Below are 19,333 nucleotides of genomic sequence, written 5' to 3' on the forward strand. Positions count from 1 at the left end.
TATAAAATATTAAAAATCAACCATTTAAAAAATAAACAATTAACTTTTTCAATCTTGTTTGTTTCATAAATAAATCCTAAATTAAAGGAGCTCACATCACTAAAATAGGCTATTAAACGAAAAAAAGGTACAATATTGCTCAATATTGTACCTTTCTTATTTTTCTTAATTATGGTGTTTTTTATTCTTCCATTTTAGAAGAAAGTTCAAACCATTTCTCTTCTCTATCCTCTAATTCTGCTAACACTTTCTGTAGTTCATTCGCTTTAGATTCGATCTCATCATCTCCTACTTTTCCATCAGAAAATAATTTCTCTATTTCTACTTTCTTTTGCTCCAGATTAGCAATCTCTCTTTCTATTTTTTGAAACTCTTTTTGCTCCTGAAATGTCAATCCTTTTTTAACTTGACTTTCTTTCCAGTTTACCTTCTCTTTTGCTGACTCTTCTTTTACTGGTTCTATACTATCTTCATACGTTCTAAAGTCAGAATAGTTACCTGGAAAATCCTCTATTTCTCCTTCTCCTCTAAATACGAATAAGTGATCCACGATCTTATCCATAAAGTATCTATCGTGAGAAACTACCACTAAACAACCTGGATAGTCTAATAAGAAGCTTTCTAAGACATTTAAAGTCACGATATCCAAATCATTCGTAGGCTCATCCAGAATCAAGAAATTAGGGTTCTGAATCAGTACTGTACATAAATAAAGACGTTTTAGCTCCCCTCCACTTAATTTCTCTACGAAGTCATGTTGTTTCTTTCTATCAAATAAGAAACGCTCTAGAAGCTGTCCTGCCGATATAGATCTACCTTTAGCCAATGGAATATACTCACCGAACTCTTTAATCACATCGATTACCTTCTGTTCTGGTTTTATATTAATCCCTCCTTGTGTATAGTATCCTATTTTTATAGTTTCTCCTACCACTACTTTACCAGCATCTGGTAGTATACCTTGAGTAAGGATATTTAAGAAAGTAGACTTTCCACTACCATTCTTTCCGATAATACCAATACGCTCACCCTTATTGAAATTATAACTAAAGTCATTTAAGATGACCTTATCCTTAAACTTCTTATGTAGTTTATGAAGCTCCACGATCTTACTACCGATACGCTCCATATTGATTTCTAACTCTACTTGGTGTTCACGTCTTCTACTATGTGCTTTTTCTTTAATTACATAGAAGTCATCAATACGAGACTTAGACTTAGTTGTACGTGCTTTAGGCTGTCTTCTCATCCAAGATAACTCTTTCACAAATAAGTTCTGCGCCTTGTCTATGCTCGCATTCTCTATCGCCAGACGTTCTTCTTTTTTCTCTAAATAATAAGAGTAGTTTCCTTTATACTGATAGATCTTACCATTATCTAGTTCGATAATTTCATTACAAACCCTTTCTAAAAAGAAACGGTCGTGCGTCACCATAAACAACGTAATATTCTCCTTCGCGAAGTAATTCTCTAACCACTCGATCATCTCCAGATCTAAGTGGTTGGTAGGTTCATCTAAGATTAACAAGTCTGGTCTATTAATTAAGATAATAGCCAATGCTAACCTTTTGCGTTGTCCACCAGATAGCGTTTTTACTTTTACCTTTAGATCCTCTAACTTCAGCTTAAACAAGATCTGTTTATACTGCGTCTCAAAATCCCAAGCATTATGAGCATCCATCTTCTCGAATGCCTTCTGATAAGCATCTGCATCTTCCGGATTCTCTAATGCCTTCTCGTATTCTTCTATGATTTTTAAAGTATCATTGTCTGAGGCAAAAATACTTTCTTCTATTGTCAATTCATCCTGAAGTACAGGCTCCTGAGGCAAAAAGGCCATACGGATTCCCTTGCGCATAACTACTTGTCCTGCATCCGGAAAATCTTCTCCTGTTAGGATTTTTAAAATGGTTGTTTTACCTGTTCCATTCTTTGCTACGAAAGCAATTTTCTGATCTTTATTAATTCCAAATGATACATCCTCGAACAATGTTCTCGCACCAAATGATTTCGCTATATTCTCAACCGATAAATAATTCACAATCTAATATTTTTTACAAAAATAGCCTTTATTTTATTATATTCCTTGTACTCTGATTACGACGTATTCTGACACAGTACCTATTCTATATCTACCTCCCCATATTCCTACACCAGAACTGACATAGATATGTGTATCCTCTTTCTTTAGATACCCATGCGAATTCTCAAATAACCGATCTGTTATCCAAGACACAGGCCACATCTGTCCTCTATGTGTATGTCCAGAACACTGTAGATCCACTCTATTGTTCACCGCATTTTCTAAGGCGTAAGGTTGATGATCTAAGAGAATATTCAGTTTGTCACCATCTATGTTCTCCATCAGTTCACCTAACTCTTTACGATGTCGATTCGTCTTATCATCTCGTCCTATCAGATTCACGTTTATATCTTCTAGTACCTTGACCTGATCTCGTAATATATTTATACCTGCTGATTTTAAGAACGTAACGCTTCCTTCTACCCCTGCCAGATATTCGTGATTACCTAGACAGGCATATGTACCATACTCACTCTTAAACTGCTTTAATACCTCATCTAACTTATAATATTGTAATGGTATCAGACTTACATCTATCACATCTCCTGCGATAAGTACAGCATCAGCATGCTCTGCATTGACAGTATCTACCCATTTATTTAACTCTTTGTGTTCTATAGCATACCCAAGATGCAAATCTGTTAACAAAACAAAACGAAGCTCTTTAGGCAACTTCTTATTCACCTTGATCACTACTTCTTTTCTCTTCTTTTTAAGATAGGTAATATGTCCTATAAACGCAATTACTAATGTCAACAGTATCAATAGAGAACCACGTGCAGAAGAGTAATGATCATAAATAAACAAGGTAGACTGCTGTGTAAAGTGATTAATCAACGCTCCTATATCAAAAAGTAAACACAGCATAAAAGCGTATATACTCAACATAAGCCACCCCGTACCTATTCTATAGAAATATGATGCTAGATATACAGGCATTCTCTTCCCTACACCATAGAATATAAGTATACTTAACGACATCGTCAATGCTATAGCACCAAATAACACCTTTATACTAAAATCACTATCTCTAACTAATGCACTATAATTAAAAAACACATACACATTAGACAGCATATACATAATGAATATGCCTAAAAAAAGAAATCTCTTCATTGATTACTTTAAAACATTTTTTAATACTATTCTCACTAATGTTCCTTCGCTATCATGCTTGATGATTAAGTCATCATCTAGATACGATTGGATTAGTGAGATTCTCTCTTTCACGATCGCCATACCTTTAGACTCATGTTTCTTATTATTCACAGCAGTATTTCCTACTCCATTGTCCTTTATTTCTATAGCTAAATACTCTTCTTCTGTTTTATAAATACGAATCACAATACGAGGACTCTTTATATGCTGAGGAAAAGCATGTACTAAACTATTCTCTACGAAAGGCTGTAGTAATAAAGGAGGAACTAATATACCTCTTAGATCTACTCCCTTTGCATCTATCTCGAAACTCACCCTTCCGTCTAATCGCATATTTTCAATCTCGACGTATGTGCTCAGGTACTCGCATTCCTCATTTAAGGTAATGCGTTCTCTGGTAGACATATCTAATGTTGTCCTAATCAATTGAGCAAAACGCTCTAAATAAAAGAGTGCATCATCTACCTCTTCTTTTATAATATAGTACTGAATAGAACTCAATACATTAAAGATAAAGTGAGAGTTCATTTGACTACGTACAGACTGTAGTTTTACCTCTGCTAATCTCTTTTGATATTCTAGCCTTTTACGTTCTGCTATTTGAACTTTTCTCAACTGTTTAAACCTAAATAAATAGAATAAAGAAGAAACAGTTAATAGTAGAATAGCACATAGTATAATAAACCAAGCCTTTGCATAAAAAGGCTTATCTACCTCTACTAATAAGAGTGGGTATATCAATTCATTACCACTGTCATAGTCATACACCTTAATATCGATAGGATATAGTCCTGACTCTAGATAATGTAAATCTAGTCTATTCTCTTTTACACTAATCCAATTCTCGCCTAACTTTAAGCGATACTGAAACTCTAATTTGCCTGGAAACTTCGTTCCTAATACTTCGAAGCCTATCTGAATATTATTCTCTCTGCTATCTAATTCTAACTTTCGTATATGATGATAGACCTCTCCATTTTTTTCTAATTCATGTCCATTGACTGTAATCTCTGAAATATTGACCTCATACTGAACATTTCTTCTTTTAAAATAAGTGATATCTAACGTATACACCCCATCTACTGTCCCTATGAATAGTAAATTATCCTTTAACTCATAAGATAGGACCTCTTCATTGCCAAAGCCTTGTTCCTTATTAAATTGAAACTTGTGATTATCATCTATAACGGTTAACCCTTTACTCGTTCCTATTAAGATCTTTTGTCCTATACACTTGAGCAAGGTTATATTGGCTCCTACAATATCTTTATTTGAGATAAAATCCTTCACCATATACTTTCCGCTCTGCGTCTCTAGTATATAAATGTCATTAAAGTCCGTAGCTACGTAAAGCGTATTATTAGCTCCTCTCTCTATCTTCTTTAATCTATTCTCAGGAAACAGATTGCGCTTAGACAAGGACATAAAGTTCTTTCCATCGAAAGTATACAATCCATCTAGAGCTCCTGCCAAAAACATCTTGTCTCCTACATACTCTATATCTACGATATCTCTTGGTATATCCTCACTATCTACCCTAAAGTGGTACTGATAGTTCATCTTATTCAAATCCTGATACACCCTTACTCCTCCAAAAGGATTAGTCTCAATAAATCGGTTTTGATAAAAGCCAAACTGGTAGGTATGAATAGAATGATAAGATAAAATATACCCATTATACCCTATCTGAAACACACCTATATTACTACTAACCCAAATCGCACCATTATACTCTACTGCGGAGTAGAATATAATCTTATCTGCAGGCACCGTATAATCAATCTCAAAAAAGTGATTGCTTTTCGTAGTTATAGCTAAATGTTTGCGATAATGCTGTTCTTGATAATGCTTAAATGCTGATAGAGGTATAGTCCCTACTTCCTCATCTTTATTCTGTATCAACACTCCTTTTTGAGTAAAGAAGAACACTCTGTCTTTCAACTTTTTTATAACAGATACTCCTCCGTGTGAGCTATCATAACTCAGAGGAGAGAATAAATCGATCTGAAATACCCCTTGAGATTTAGTCCCTATATATAAGAAGTCATTCTTTTCATCATATCCCACAGAATAGAAGTCCGTAGAAGCTACTCCTAAGTACTCTGTGATATTATCTAATGAGACTCCATCCCATCTATACAGTCGCCCATTATTATCATCTACTCCACCACTGACGATATACAGCTGATTATTTGCTTTCTTTATATCCTTGACTGGTGGAATATCATACTTGGCTATCACTTTTTTAGTAGATAAATCTTTGACTACTAAGCCATCCTGACCTCCGATAAACACCTTATCGTCAAAACCAATAGCAGCAAATATTCTTCCCTCTTTTTCTACTAGAACTAACTCATTATTTATGAGCTTAAATATTCCATCATTAATCGTAGCTACATATACCTCTCCTCGATACTCAAAGAAATCACTTACCTCAAATGGGTGATGCTTATTCGTAACAAAACTAGGAGTAATAACTGAGAAGTCTTTTTTAGAGATCAGAGACACCCCATCAGAGGTAGCTACATAGATATAATCACCATTGTGATATAATCGCCTTATTCTATTAGAGATAAGCCCTTGCTGTACACTGATGATGCGTACCTCACCTTTACCTCTATATAAGATACCTTGCCCATAACTCCCTACCCAGATACCCTGCTTATCATCCTCTATGATATCTGTTATATTAGTATATCGGTATCGAGCAGCATCCTCATTGGCTTTTACTAATCCTTGTATTTTTTGTGCTAGACCAGATCGAGATCCTATCCATACTATTCCCTTAGAATCCACACATAGCGCACGTACATCATTAGCCATCAGACCATTCTCTATGGTATACTGCTTCGTGATAATCCCCTGCCCGAATCCTATAAAGTAAAAGAATACAAAAAATACGGTTAGTAAATATCTCATATATTAAGGCTATTAAGCTCCTTCATCATAGCAGAAGCCACCGTAATCACATTATCCACCTCTTCATGATTCACTACCATCTGTTCTTTAAAACAAATCACATTCGTATCCTTATCGATATAATCGATATGATCTACATTCACTAAATAAGAGCGATTCACACGTTTAAAGTTTTTATGCTTTATTTTATCTTCCACATTCTTTAATGTCTTAGACACTAAATATTTCTGATCTTTTAAATAAATCTCACAGTAGTTATCCGCAGCCTTACAGTACACGATGTCCTCTACTCGTACGATATAGCGCTTCTGATTATTCTTTATGATCTTATAAAAGTAGTGATACCCCTCTAACTCTTTATACTTGTCGAATACGTTCTGTACATCCTGTATCCCTATCGGCTTCAGTAGATACTTCAGACAGTCATACTTATTAATGGCCTCTATAGCATACTGGTCATACGCTGTAGTAAACACCACCTCAAAAGTACTTTGATCAACATAATTAAATAACTCAAATCCATCCTCTTCTGGCATGTGAATATCTAAGAATACTATATCTGGCAAAATAGCATTAACTTCTTTTGCAGCTTCTTGCACAGAATGGGCAGTATGTACGACTATTCGTTCGTGGTATACTACTTTTTTCTCTATAATCGTTTTGAGTACTTCAGCTACTTTAGGTTCATCATCTACAACTAAAACAACTAGTTCATTCATCATGTTCGTAAGGTATTTATTTTATAATAATGGTGGTATACGCAAAAATAAACAATACATCCATATCCTCACTACATCTACTGATATAAATAGGCAATAATATTCATCCTACTGGTACTTACAGCTGATGACTCACTTATGTTTTACTTGATGAAATACAATCAAAACACGACACTATTCTAATGCATTTCTGATTTATGTGATACATTCAAAACTACAACACTGATTCTCAATTCCTACAAACCTGTAAGATGTATTCAAAATTAATTAGTTTACTTTTTTATTTTTCAGCTAGTATAAAGACTTATAAAGACTAAAAAAGTCACTTCTATCTCTCTTTTTTTATCCTTCTCCCCCAAAAAACCTGCTAAACAGAGTAATTAATAAAAAAACAATCTCATTTTTTTTACACCCTAAAAATAATCAAAACTCTATATATCAACACATTAAACACAAAATACCTAATTATACACTTCCTCTTAAAATGCCCACAACCCCTATAAACATTAACGATATCTGCAAATCCCTCGACAATACATGGACAATACCTCGAGAATGGTGGAGCTAGAAGCTTGTTTGTCGAACAATGCTTCTTTTGTATTCCACCTATTCTCCTCTAACAAGCTCATCTGAATAACAGAAAAAAAAGGAGAAGTTTCTCTAAATGATCTCATACTATCTATTCATAAATAAGCACAAAACTGATACACTTCTAAAAACAAAAAAGTCAGTCCACACAAGATCGTGTGAACTGACTTTTTGTATTCTTATCCCACAGTAGGTACTGCGGCGGGACTATATTATTCTTTGTAAACTCTCTTTAAGAATAAATTGTTCATAGGGTTAATCCCTAGTCCTTTTACATTCTGATGAGAGAACCTCGCTGCTCTGTCGTAAAACAAGATGATAGCGGGTACCTCATCTGCTATAATCTGATCCATCTGTTGATAGATACTATTTCGCTTCTCTTCTGACACTTCTTTAAAAGCTTGTTCATAGAGCTGATCAAACTTTTGATTAGTGAAGCGAGTATAGTTAGGCCCATTAGGAGCCTTGTTCTTTGAATAAAATAACGAAAGGTAATTCTCTGCATCAGGATAGTCTGCTATCCAACTTCCTCTGAAGAATGACACCTTACCTGATGCCATACCCTGACGTAGAGAAGCAGGCGGTGTCACATCTACTATTACTTCTATCCCTAGTTTTTTCCACTCGCGTTGTAGGTATTCTGCGATATCGAGATAGTTAGCATTCGTAGACAAGGTGATCTCTACCTTACTCTCTTTACTCGTCTTCTTATAATCATCCACTAGTGCTTTAGCCTCTTCTGGATTATAGAGTTTATCAGTACTAAAGTGCCCTCCGAGACCCTGTGGTATAATTCCTCCTACTGCTCCATCTCCCATACCACTACGCAGATACAACAACATCTTGTTTCGGTCAAACCCCATATTTAGGGCTTTGCGTATTCTTACATCTTGTATAGCACCTGGTGCCTCTAAGTTAAAGCCTAGGTACTCTGTATTTAGATAAGGGCCTGTCACCATCTGCACCTTCTCCTTATACTTCGGATTTAACTCTCCATTCTCTGTGATAATATCATCCTTATAAGATGGATCTAAGCCGGATATAAAATCTAGATTACCTTGCAAAAACTGTAAAAAACCACTCTGCTTATCTGGCAAGAATGTTATAGCTACTGCCTCAAGATAAGGTAACTGATTGCCTTTCTCATCTTTTTCAAAATAATTTGGATTTTTGCGAAGGACTAACTTAATGTTCTCTTCCCAAAATTTAAAATAGAAAGGCCCTGTCCCAATGGGATGAGAACGAAAGTCTATCGTCTTATCCTCTACTATCTCTCTCGGCACTACAGAAGCGTACCTCATCGACAGCAATCCTAAAAAGGCAGGAAAGGCTTCTTTTAATTCGATGCGAAAGACGGTATCATTAATTGCCTTAAAATTCTTTACCTTCTGGAATATCCACGCTCCTGGCGAAACCACATCTGCATCTAATACTCTATTAAAGCTGTATTCAAAATCACTAGCTACTACTGTACGAGTACTATCTGCCCCAAAGTGGCTATGCTTGTGAAAATAGACATCCCTTCTCAGCATAAAGTCATACTGCTTACCGTCTTCACTGATTGTCCATGACTTGGCGATATCTGCTTGTATATGCAGGCTATCGTCTAACTGCACTAATCCGTTAAAGAGTTGATTACACGGCCAGATGATAGCCATATTTCTGGCAAAAGCAGGGTCTAGTGTCTGAATATTAGCATTCTCGTTATATCTAAAAACTAAATTTTTATCCTGATTAGCTGTTTTTTTCTGACAAGAAAACGTCAGTGCACAGACACAAAATATTGAAACGTAATGAATTATTGATTTCATCAAACCGATTTTTGTACGTAAATTTGCAAACCTTTTCAATATTGAAAAAGTAAATATAATTCAAAGTTACTACTTAGTAAGTAATCATTATGGAAAATAGAAAAAAAGTAGCTTTCTATACATTAGGTTGTAAGCTTAACTTCTCAGAAACTTCCACTATCGCTAGAAATTTTGCAGAGGAAGGATTCGATAGAGTAGATTTCGAAGAAGTGGCTGATATATATGTTATCAATACATGTTCTGTAACAGAAAATGCAGATAAACAATTTAAGCAAATAGTAAAAAAGGCTCAGAAGAAAAACGATAAAGCTTTCGTAGCTGCAGTAGGATGCTATGCTCAATTAAAACCAGAAGAACTAGCTTCTGTAGATGGTGTAGACTTAGTATTAGGAGCGACAGAGAAGTTTAAAATAACAGATTACATCAATGACTTGTCTAAAAATGAAATGGGACAAGTGCATTCATGCGAAATTTCAGAAGCTGACTTCTACGTAGGGAGTTATTCTATAGGTGACAGAACACGTGCTTTCCTTAAAGTACAGGATGGATGTGATTATAAATGTACATACTGTACCATCCCATTAGCTCGTGGTATCTCTCGTAGTGATACTATGGATAACGTATTGAAAAATGCAGCTGAGATCTCTGCTCAGAATATAAAAGAGATCGTACTGACAGGAGTGAATATCGGTGACTATGGTAAAGGAGAGTTTGGGAATAAGAAACACGAACACACTTTCTTAGAATTAGTACAAGAATTAGATAAAGTAGAAGGTATCGAGAGACTTCGTATCTCTTCTATCGAGCCTAACTTATTAAAGAATGAGACAATAGATTTCGTATCGAAGAGTAGAACATTCGTTCCTCACTTCCACATTCCTTTACAGTCTGGATGTAACGACATTCTTAAAAAAATGAAACGTCGTTACCTACGCGAATTATATGTAGAGAGAGTAGAGAAGATCAGAGAAGTGATGCCAGACTGCTGTATCGGTGTGGATGTGATCGTAGGGTTCCCTGGGGAGTCTGACGAGAAATTCTTAGAGACGTATAATTTCTTAAGTGATTTAGACATTTCATACCTACACGTATTTACATACTCAGAGCGCGATAATACAGAGGCTGTAGATATGGATGAAGTGGTACCTATGAATGTACGTAATAAGAGAAGTAAAATGCTAAGAGGACTTTCCGTAAAGAAACGTCGTGCGTTCTATGAGTCTCAAATCGGCAAAGAGAAAACAGTTCTGTTCGAAGGTGAGAATAAAGAAGGTTATATCCACGGATTCACAGAAAACTATGTGAAGGTAAAAACACCATGGGATCCAGCGTTAGTAAATACATTACACGCAGTGAAGTTAACGAAGATAGATGAGGATGGTATCGTAAGGTTAGAGTTTATCTAACACAAGTTTATACACGACATCAATAGACCGTCACAGATTAGAAATCTGATACAATATAGAAATATAAAAAAGCCTGTTTAGAAGATTCTAAACAGGCTTTTTTATATAATTACATTCTAGTCCTTATTATTTTAAAAGGCTATAACGTGTATAATATTACTTAGATACGGATACCAGGAGGTAACATCTCTTTATACGTAGGGTTCTTTCTAAAGAAAGAAACAATCTTAGGATGTGTAGGTACTACTCTTAACCTTTTCTCTCTTAACATCTCCAAAATACCTTTTAAAAAGTCAGATGCTTGTGTTGGTAAAGCTTCTTCTAATCCAGTAAGTTTTGTAAGAAAAATCTTTCTTTCTTGTAGTGAATACTCTACACTAAGCAACCCTTGCTCAGTCTCATACTCGAACTGACGTAGTAACTCATTGTCTTTAATTTCCATTATATCTCCAAGTTTTATGATTACAAAACAAATTATAATAACTGCAGTGCTTCCTAAACTAATTAGGAGGGTAAGTGTATACTCCTACTCTCTAACGACCAACTAATACACTATAGCATATAACAGTACCTCAGGTATGCTAAATGATTATCTCTAATCACTAATATACCTCATGATGTGTATGCGATAAATCTGCTCTTATTGGATTATTTGTCGTTAAAACTGTAGTAAAAAATAAAATATCTAGTATTTCTTTTTTTAAGTTACTATAATCTCTATATTTAGCAAAGTTCGGGATTTTTTTCCACATAACCTTATAAAAACGATTTAAAATATTTATAATGAGCAAAATACCTATTTATTTCTTCCCAGGTATGTCCTCTACTTCTTTGATTTTTGAACATCTTAGTTTGAATCAAGAAAAGTTTGAAATTGTCTTTTTAGAATGGTTACCTATAAATAAATCTGAATCACTAGAACAGTATGTAAAGCATTATCTCCCCCTGATCACACATGATAATCCTATCTTAATAGGCGTTTCTTTTGGAGGAATTATAGCTCAAGAAATAAGTAAATTAATTTCTGTAAGAAAGACAATTATTATTTCGAGTGTACGTTCTAATAAAGAGTTCCCTAAACGCTATCGAATCGCTAGAAAAACAGGACTCTATAAATGGTTGCCTACATCTTTTATCCCTACTCTTTGGAACGTTATCAAAAAAACAGCTTCAGAGAAAAAAAAGAAAAGATTAGCACTATATGATCGCTATCTCCCAATAAGAGATAAGGAATATGTAGACTGGTGTATCAGAGAAGTACTGCATTGGAAACAAGACAAACCATTAGCTAACGTAGTACACATACACGGGACTAACGATGAGATATTCCCTTACAAGAATATACAATCTGCCATCGAGGTAAAAGGAGGTACTCATGCGATGATTATCATCAAGCACAAATGGTTTAATGAAAATTTAGAAACGATTATACTTAAGAAAAATAATGAAAAAGACACTTAGAACTGTATTTGTAACCGCTGCTATTATAGCAGTAGCTTCTTCGTTTATGTTTGCTACTACTATATCTAGCGCTACGGAGGATCATAATGAAGCTGCCTTACACGCTCATCCTCTACCGCTATCTGCTAACTTCGCTGGAGAAAAAGCTCCTTTAGACAAGATAGATGTAAAAGAAAGATTTGACCGAGAAATGATCATCAATACGAATCTTCACGGTACTACTATAACAACGATAAAAAGAGCGAATAGATTCTTCCCTATCATCGAACCAATCTTAAAAAAGAATGGTATTCCTGATGACTTTAAGTACTTATGTGTGATAGAGAGCGGACTAGCTAATGCGGTATCTCCTGCTGGAGCTAGTGGATTCTGGCAGTTCATGAAAGGAACATCTAAGGACTTTAACTTATACATAGATGAATACGTAGACGAACGATACGACTTAATCAAAGTAACAGAAGCTGCGTGTAAATACTTCCAAAGTGCCAAAAACCGTTTCGGTAGCTGGACAATGGCTGCTGCGTCTTATAATAGAGGAATGGCAGGTATGTCACGTGCTATGGAAAGTCAATATGTAGAGGACTACTATGACTTATTCTTAAACCAAGAGACTTCTAGATACGTATTCAGAATATTAGCCTTAAAAGAGATTATGTCTAACCCTGTAAAATACGGTTTTGACGTACCTGAATCTGAAAAATATCCAATAGTACCTACTAAAAAAGTGAGTGTATCTTATGATATAGATGATTTAGCTTTATTCGCAAAAGAACAAGGTATCAACTACAAATTACTAAAACTATACAACCCGTGGTTAGTAAACACTAGTTTAAAAGTAAAAGGTAAAGTATATGAAATAGAGATTCCAACTAAAGGAATCTAATCTAGATATAAAACCAAGACAAAGAGCGCTTATTTAATGTATTAAATAAGCGCTCTTTGTTTTTTTAATGCTTCTGAATTCTGTGTACCTTTGTACTCTAAATTACATCTGTAGAATCATGGATAAACAACAATACATCAACAACGCATTCGAAATTATTCTTTCTAAGAATCTAAGTACACCTTTTCACCTAGACCCTGGAAGTACTGTACCTGATCTAAACAAATACTTAGAAAGCTTAAAGAGCGCTTATTTGAGTAGTGTTGATCCAAGATTAGAAAAACTATTCTATGACAAAATAGAAGCGCTAAAAGCACTCTAATTAGATGTTCTTTTGAAAGAACGATACTATGACCTCTAGCGTCTGCTCTTTTATCTCTTTATGCGGAGTATGCCCTACATTAGGAAAAATAACCTTCTCTGCAATTCCTTGAGCCTTCGCTATTGTTTTCTCTACTTGGTCTAGACTACCGTACTCATCTTGATCTCCTTGTATAAATAACAATGGAGACACTATTCCCTTCATCTCCTCTTCTACTGTCCAATCTTGGTATTCTGAAGATAACCAAGTATCTACCCATGCTCGGACTACATCATCTACCTTAGTTCCGTGATATTTCACTAAGCGCTCAGCTAAATCTGTAGTTTCATAAGCAGTCTTAGCAGCTTGCACTCCTTCTAAAGTTACTTTCTCTACAAAGATATGTGCAGCCTCAGCCACTAAGGCTAAAGTGTGATCTGGATACATTGCTGCAAATAATAAAGCAATAGACGCACCATCACTATGCCCAAATAAAGCAACGCGCTCTAACTCTAATTCTTCCAATAAGTCTTTTAAGAATACTGCTTCTTGCTTTAGATAGTCTTTTCCTCTCTTCGTAGTATCCATCTTATCTGATAGTCCATACCCTACTCTGTCATATACTAATACATCACACTGCAACCGTTCTGCTAACAATTCTGGCCAATCTCTCCACAGGGTAACACAGCCTAATGAATCATGTAGTAATACTAGTGTGTACTTACTCTCTCCTTGATAAAAAAAGTGTTTATAAAAAATATTCTTTTGATTGACTAAGACACAATCTTGAATAGCTGTAATCATTTACGGTAAGTTTTATTGTCGTTAGTCTCAAAAATAAAAAGGATATCTGGGGTGTGCAAATAAGATTCTGTAGGATATTCTTATTCTATCAGACCTAGATTATAGGATAGATTTGATTTTACCTAGTGACAAAATATTGACACCACTTCTAGATTTAACTATTCTCCCTCCTAACAAGACACATTACTGTAAAAAAGAAAAGAACTAAAAACTACTGTTATGAAGAATAAAATAAGCATTCCATTTGAACGCAAAAAGACAAATAATCTCTTATATATTCTATACTTAATAATAAGCTTTTAAATACTCATGAAACTGCTTTTTATCAAAACCTAAATGCCGAAGAATCTGCTTAACAATAAACTCAGGCACAGGATCTATATGTGATTGTATAATAATCGGTCTAGTCAAGTCTTTTCTTACATATTTTTTATGCCCACCTATTCCTCCGACATCCTTACATCCATTATGTTCTATAAACCAACACATTGTTTTGAGAGGAATGTTACTGAGCTTATAGGTATTCATACGTAGTTATTAAATAGGGATTACTACTTCTTTACTTGAGGTTTGTAAAGATTGATTATTCAATAAATCCGCTAAATAATCATTTTTTATTATCAACTGACTCAATAGAGGAGCTGATATTTTTTTTGGCTTTTTCTCACTCCCTTTTATAAGTTTCCAACCTAAATCAGATAAAGTCTTATACAAAGTATTTTTATTAGTTGTATAGTCTAGAAACATCTCTAGCGAATTCTCGAAAGAATTTAGGGCTTCTTCATAAGTATTACCATATCCACTTATATCTAATTGAGGAGTATACACTATGAATGTATTATCTTCTTTAAAAGACAACACAGAAATACTAGCAACTACACTTCCTGCTTTATTTGTAAACCTTAAAGACACTTGTTTACCCATAATTAGATATTATTCAATTATTTAGTTTATATAAAGATATAACATTTAAGCTTTTATAGAATAAAATAAATGTTATTATTCTGTTTAAAGAAATCAACTAAAACAATTTAAAAACAAAAAAGCCTCAACTTACGTTGAGGCTTCTGTGATCCAATCAGGATTCGAACCTGAGACCTACTGCTTAGAAGGCAGTTGCTCTATCCAGCTGAGCTATTGGACCTAACCAAAAAACATTAGATGTTTTTCTTTCGTCGGGGTGGCAGGATTCGAACCTGCGACCTCCTGCTCCCAAAGCAGGCGCGATGACCGGGCTACGCTACACCCCGAAAAAAGCGGAGAGACAGGGACTCGAACCCTGGCATCGGTTACCCGATGACAGATTAGCAATCTGCTCCGTTACCACTCCGGCACCTCTCCGTTGCTAAGAGAATTACTTCTCTAATGCGGATGCAAACTTAGCACTACTTTTGGTTCTATGCAAGCTTTTGAAAGAAAAAAACAACAAAAAATTACCACATAAAAACAAACCTATTCATAGTCAATGAAGTAAACACAAATAAAAAAAACATTATTTTTTTATTTCTTAGATAATTATCCAAAATCAAGATATTTTATGTATTTTCCCACATCTTTATTGAGCCTTACAGAAGGTCTAAAGTTTTAAAACAAAAATCAAACTTAATTAATTCTATAAATTATGAGTAAAAAAGTAGTTATTGTTTCTGCTGCTAGAACACCAATAGGAAGTTTCTTAGGAAGTTTATCAACTGTACCAGCTACAGTATTAGGTGCTACTGCTATTAAAGGGGCACTAGATAAGATCAACCTTGATGCTAATCTAGTAGATGAAGTATTGATGGGGAATGTAGTTCAAGCAGGAGAAGGACAAGCACCTGCACGTCAAGCGGCTTTAAAAGCAGGTTTGTCTAAAGAGGTAGCTTGTACTACAATAAATAAAGTTTGTGCATCAGGTATGAAAGCGATTATGCAAGGGACACAAGCTATTATGGCAGGTGATGCAGAAATAGTTGTAGCGGGTGGAATGGAGAATATGAGTATGATTCCTCATTATGTACACATGCGTAATGGTAACAAATTTGGTCCTGCAACTATCATTGATGGTTTACAAAATGACGGTCTAGTAGATGCTTATGACAATAATGCTATGGGAGTATCTGCTGACTTATGCGCTAGTACACATAATATCTCAAGAGAAGAACAAGATAACTTCGCTATTAAATCTTATGAGCGTTCTGCAAAAGCATGGGATGCTGGTAAGTTTAACAACGAGGTAGTTCCTGTATCTGTACCTCAACGAAGAGGAGATGCTATCGTAGTTTCTAAGGATGAGGAATACACAAATGTAAAATTAGATAAGATTACTTCTTTACGCCCTGCTTTTACAAAAGAAGGAACTGTAACTGCTGCTAATGCTTCTACTATCAATGATGGAGCTGCTGCTGTAGTAATCATGAGTGAAGAAAAAGCATTAAGCTTAGGATTAAAACCTCTAGCTTATATCAAAGGATATGCGGATGCTGCTCAAGAGCCTGAGTGGTTTACTACTGCTCCTGCTAAAGCATTGCCTAAAGCGCTTAAAAAAGCGAATGTAGCTATCGAAGATGTGGACTTCTTCGAATTTAACGAAGCGTTCTCTGTAGTTGGTATTGCAAATACTAAATTACTTAATATCGATCCAGAAAAGGTAAACGTAAACGGTGGAGCTGTTTCTTTAGGTCACCCTCTAGGATGTTCTGGTGCTCGTATCATCGTAACATTATTAAGTGTATTAGAACAAAACAATGCAAAAATAGGAGCTGCTGCTATCTGTAATGGTGGTGGTGGTGCATCAGCATTAGTTATCGAAAGAGCTTAATTTTTAATAATATATTCAAGATGAGTTTGATTAGTTCAAACTCATCTTTTATTTTTGTACTTTAATTCAAACCTATATTATGTTTGCATATTGCAACCTTGCCATTGTACCCTTAAGACTTGAACCAAGCGACAGAAGCGAAATGGTCTCTCAAGTCCTTTTCGGTGAACACTTTACTATTTTAGAAAGAACAGAGAAGTGGTCGAAAATAGAATTAGCTTTCGACAAGTACCAAGGTTGGATAGATAATAAACAATATCAAGAAATCTCTGAAGAAGATTATAAATACCTTCAAAACACATCTGTTATTCACTCTGCGGAGTTAGTAGACTTTATTTCTTCTAACAACAATCACTTAATGGCAGTACCTCTTGGTAGTTGTCTTACAGGATTAAAAAAGAACAGCATCAATACAGATAACTTCACTTATGAAGGACTGACTATCACTGGTCAATTTACAAAACAAACTTTTCTAAAGACTGCGTTTATGTACTTAAATACTCCTTACTTATGGGGAGGGAAAACGCCTTTCGGAATAGACTGTTCTGGTTTTACACAAATGGTTTACAGAATCAATGGATATAGAATTCCTCGTGATGCCTCACAACAAGCAGCTATAGGAGAAGCCTTAAGCTTCATCGAAGAAAGCGAAATAGGTGACTTAGCTTTCTTTGACAATGCTGAGGGTAATATCATCCATGTAGGGATAATCATGGAGAACAACTATATCATACATGCTCATGGAAAAGTCCGTATAGACAGACTAGATCACTTAGGAATTTATAATATCGATTCTGGTAGACATACTCATAAACTAAGAGTAATCAAGAAAATCATTTAAGTCTATAGTAAGTTTAGGTCTCCACTTTTCTAATGGGAGCACAATTCATTACAAGGACTTATGTAATTGTTTTTTTATTAGCTATTTTATCCTATTTAGCTCAAAAACTATTCGTTAAGACAATAGAAACTATTTGATATTGCAAAAAAAATAAACGTATCTTTGCTGCAAATATCGACATATATGAATACTTTCGAGCAATTTAATCTACCGAAAGCCCTTGAAAAAGCTCTTAATGAGCTTAATATTATTTCACCAACTCCTATACAAGCTAAATCATTTCCAGTTATTCTTTCTGGAAGAGATATGATGGGTATTGCCCAAACAGGTACAGGAAAGACATTTGCCTACCTTCTACCTATCTTAAAACAATGGAAGTTTAGCCATGCTGAATCTCCTAGAGTAGTGATACTAGTACCTACACGTGAACTTGTAGTACAAGTAGTAGATGAAGTAGAAAAGCTTACAGCCTATATGTCTGTAAGAACATTAGGGGTATATGGTGGTACCAATATCAATACACAACGAAAAGCTGTCTATGAAGGTGTAGATATCCTAGTAGGTACACCTGGACGTATGATGGACTTAGCTCTAGATGGAGTATTGCGTTTTGATAATTTACAGAAGTTAGTCATTGATGAATTTGATGAAATACTAAACTTAGGGTTTAGAACACAGCTTACATCTATTCTTACAATGATGAAAGGAAAACGTCAAAATATCTTATTCTCTGCTACTATGACAGAAGAAGTAGACGAAGTACTTGACGAATATTTTGACTTCCCTGAAGAAGTATCTCTTGCTCCTTCTGGAACTCCGTTAGAGAATATAGATCAACAGATATATAATGTACCTAACTTCAACACGAAGTTAAATCTATTAATGCACTTACTTAGCAATAAAGAAGAGTTTAATAGAGTACTTATCTTTATCAACAGTAAACGTCTTGCAGATGTTGTAATGGAAAAGCTAGACGCAGCCTTTCCTGAAGAGTTCACTGTAATTCACTCTAACAAATCTCAGAACTTCCGTATGAGATCTATGGCTGAGTTCCAAGCGAATGAATTAAGAGGTCTTCTAACTACAGATATAATGGCTCGTGGACTTGATATCTCTGATATTAGCCACGTAATCAACTTACAGTTCACTGACTCTCCAGAACAGTATATTCACCGAATAGGACGTACAGGACGTGCTGATAAAAAAGGTACGGCTATCTCTATCGTAGACCCTAAAGAGGAAGAAGTAAAATTAGCTGCAGAGATTCTAATGGAGAAAGAACTTAGAGCAATGACAATCCCAGAAGAAGTAGTCATCTCTGAGTCACTTATGGAGTTTGAAAAATCTAAGTTAAAGTCTAAACAACTTGCTAAGGTTAAAAAGCCAATAGAAAAAGGAGCTGCTTTCCACGAGAAAAAAGACAAAAACCAAAAGGTAAATCTTGGAGGTCCTGGTAAACGTAACCCACGTAAAACTAAACCTCGTAACAGAGCAGTAGAAGCCAAAAGAGCTGCTAAACGCAAGAACAAATAAGATAATCGAACCATAAAAAAGCGTGC

Annotated in this window: 16 protein-coding genes and 3 tRNA genes; 7 read left to right on the forward strand and 12 right to left on the reverse strand. The window is 35.1% G+C overall.

Annotation, left to right across the window (positions count from 1 at the left end):
- Window positions 1-181: 181 nt before the first annotated feature.
- From abc-f to E0Z07_RS00790, 5 genes are all read right to left on the reverse strand, one after another.
- On the reverse strand, window positions 182-2,041 hold the full coding sequence (gene abc-f / locus E0Z07_RS00770) for a ribosomal protection-like ABC-F family protein (protein ID WP_006264360.1): 1,860 nt from the start codon (window positions 2,039-2,041) through the stop codon (window positions 182-184).
- A 36-nt stretch (window positions 2,042-2,077) separates the two neighbouring features.
- Window positions 2,078-3,199: a metallophosphoesterase gene (locus E0Z07_RS00775; RefSeq protein WP_006258730.1), complete on the reverse strand. Its 1,122-nt coding sequence runs from the start codon at window positions 3,197-3,199 to the stop codon at window positions 2,078-2,080.
- Window positions 3,200-3,202: 3 nt separating this feature from the next.
- On the reverse strand, window positions 3,203-6,160 hold the full coding sequence (locus tag E0Z07_RS00780) for a sensor histidine kinase (protein WP_131540149.1): 2,958 nt from the start codon (window positions 6,158-6,160) through the stop codon (window positions 3,203-3,205).
- Window positions 6,157-6,882, reverse strand: a complete 726-nt coding sequence (locus E0Z07_RS00785; RefSeq protein WP_006265922.1) for a LytR/AlgR family response regulator transcription factor — start codon at window positions 6,880-6,882, stop codon at window positions 6,157-6,159. Before E0Z07_RS00785 ends, E0Z07_RS00780 begins: the two co-directional genes overlap by 4 nt.
- A 797-nt stretch (window positions 6,883-7,679) precedes the next feature.
- The gene (locus tag E0Z07_RS00790; RefSeq protein ID WP_131540150.1) at window positions 7,680-9,278 is read right to left on the reverse strand and encodes an ABC transporter substrate-binding protein; all 1,599 of its coding nucleotides are present in this window, start codon (window positions 9,276-9,278) and stop codon (window positions 7,680-7,682) included.
- An 89-nt stretch (window positions 9,279-9,367) separates the two neighbouring features.
- On the opposite strand from E0Z07_RS00790, the gene mtaB reads away from it, so the two are divergent.
- The gene (gene mtaB, locus E0Z07_RS00795) at window positions 9,368-10,684 is read left to right on the forward strand and encodes a tRNA (N(6)-L-threonylcarbamoyladenosine(37)-C(2))-methylthiotransferase MtaB (RefSeq protein WP_006258735.1); all 1,317 of its coding nucleotides are present in this window, start codon (window positions 9,368-9,370) and stop codon (window positions 10,682-10,684) included.
- 160 nt (window positions 10,685-10,844) lie between these two features.
- Here the strand turns inward: mtaB and E0Z07_RS00800 are convergent, their stop codons facing one another.
- Window positions 10,845-11,126: a GNAT family N-acetyltransferase gene (locus E0Z07_RS00800; RefSeq protein ID WP_006258736.1), complete on the reverse strand. Its 282-nt coding sequence runs from the start codon at window positions 11,124-11,126 to the stop codon at window positions 10,845-10,847.
- A 341-nt stretch (window positions 11,127-11,467) separates the two neighbouring features.
- Between E0Z07_RS00800 and E0Z07_RS00805 the strand changes: the two genes are divergently transcribed.
- The 3 genes from E0Z07_RS00805 to E0Z07_RS00815 all read left to right on the forward strand — a co-directional run bounded on the left by E0Z07_RS00805 (window position 11,468) and on the right by E0Z07_RS00815 (window position 13,350).
- The gene (locus E0Z07_RS00805; protein ID WP_131540151.1) at window positions 11,468-12,145 is read left to right on the forward strand and encodes an alpha/beta hydrolase; all 678 of its coding nucleotides are present in this window, start codon (window positions 11,468-11,470) and stop codon (window positions 12,143-12,145) included.
- On the forward strand, window positions 12,129-13,028 hold the full coding sequence (locus E0Z07_RS00810) for a lytic transglycosylase domain-containing protein (RefSeq protein ID WP_041893503.1): 900 nt from the start codon (window positions 12,129-12,131) through the stop codon (window positions 13,026-13,028). The genes E0Z07_RS00805 and E0Z07_RS00810 overlap by 17 nt, the downstream gene beginning before the upstream one ends.
- 118 nt (window positions 13,029-13,146) lie before the next feature.
- The gene (locus E0Z07_RS00815) at window positions 13,147-13,350 is read left to right on the forward strand and encodes a hypothetical protein (protein ID WP_006261845.1); all 204 of its coding nucleotides are present in this window, start codon (window positions 13,147-13,149) and stop codon (window positions 13,348-13,350) included.
- On the opposite strand, the gene E0Z07_RS00820 is transcribed toward E0Z07_RS00815, so the two are convergent.
- The 6 genes from E0Z07_RS00820 to E0Z07_RS00845 all read right to left on the reverse strand — a co-directional run bounded on the left by E0Z07_RS00820 (window position 13,351) and on the right by E0Z07_RS00845 (window position 15,474).
- Window positions 13,351-14,133, reverse strand: a complete 783-nt coding sequence (locus E0Z07_RS00820) for an alpha/beta fold hydrolase (protein ID WP_131540152.1) — start codon at window positions 14,131-14,133, stop codon at window positions 13,351-13,353.
- 285 nt (window positions 14,134-14,418) lie between these two features.
- The gene (locus E0Z07_RS00825; RefSeq protein WP_225581751.1) at window positions 14,419-14,622 is read right to left on the reverse strand and encodes a type II toxin-antitoxin system HicA family toxin; all 204 of its coding nucleotides are present in this window, start codon (window positions 14,620-14,622) and stop codon (window positions 14,419-14,421) included.
- A gap of 48 nt (window positions 14,623-14,670) precedes the next feature.
- Window positions 14,671-15,057, reverse strand: coding sequence for a hypothetical protein (locus E0Z07_RS00830; protein WP_006258743.1), 387 nt, complete (start codon window positions 15,055-15,057; stop codon window positions 14,671-14,673).
- 146 nt (window positions 15,058-15,203) lie between these two features.
- Window positions 15,204-15,277, reverse strand: a tRNA-Arg gene (locus E0Z07_RS00835).
- A gap of 31 nt (window positions 15,278-15,308) precedes the next feature.
- Window positions 15,309-15,383, reverse strand: a tRNA-Pro gene (locus tag E0Z07_RS00840).
- A gap of 7 nt (window positions 15,384-15,390) precedes the next feature.
- Window positions 15,391-15,474: transfer RNA gene (locus E0Z07_RS00845), tRNA-Ser, on the reverse strand.
- A 280-nt stretch (window positions 15,475-15,754) separates the two neighbouring features.
- Here E0Z07_RS00845 and E0Z07_RS00850 point away from each other — a divergent pair.
- The 3 genes from E0Z07_RS00850 (at window position 15,755) to E0Z07_RS00860 (ending at window position 19,307) form a co-directional block, all read left to right on the forward strand.
- Complete coding sequence (locus E0Z07_RS00850; protein WP_006265928.1) at window positions 15,755-16,933, forward strand: acetyl-CoA C-acyltransferase; 1,179 nt, start codon at window positions 15,755-15,757, stop codon at window positions 16,931-16,933.
- Between the two features lie 79 nt (window positions 16,934-17,012).
- Window positions 17,013-17,774, forward strand: coding sequence for a C40 family peptidase (locus E0Z07_RS00855; RefSeq protein WP_006258745.1), 762 nt, complete (start codon window positions 17,013-17,015; stop codon window positions 17,772-17,774).
- Window positions 17,775-17,957: 183 nt separating this feature from the next.
- The gene (locus tag E0Z07_RS00860; RefSeq protein WP_006258746.1) at window positions 17,958-19,307 is read left to right on the forward strand and encodes a DEAD/DEAH box helicase; all 1,350 of its coding nucleotides are present in this window, start codon (window positions 17,958-17,960) and stop codon (window positions 19,305-19,307) included.
- Window positions 19,308-19,333: the final 26 nt, after the last annotated feature.

The sequence above is a fragment of the Myroides odoratimimus genome, assembly GCF_004337635.1.
Lineage (GTDB): Bacteria > Bacteroidota > Bacteroidia > Flavobacteriales > Flavobacteriaceae > Flavobacterium > Flavobacterium odoratimimum.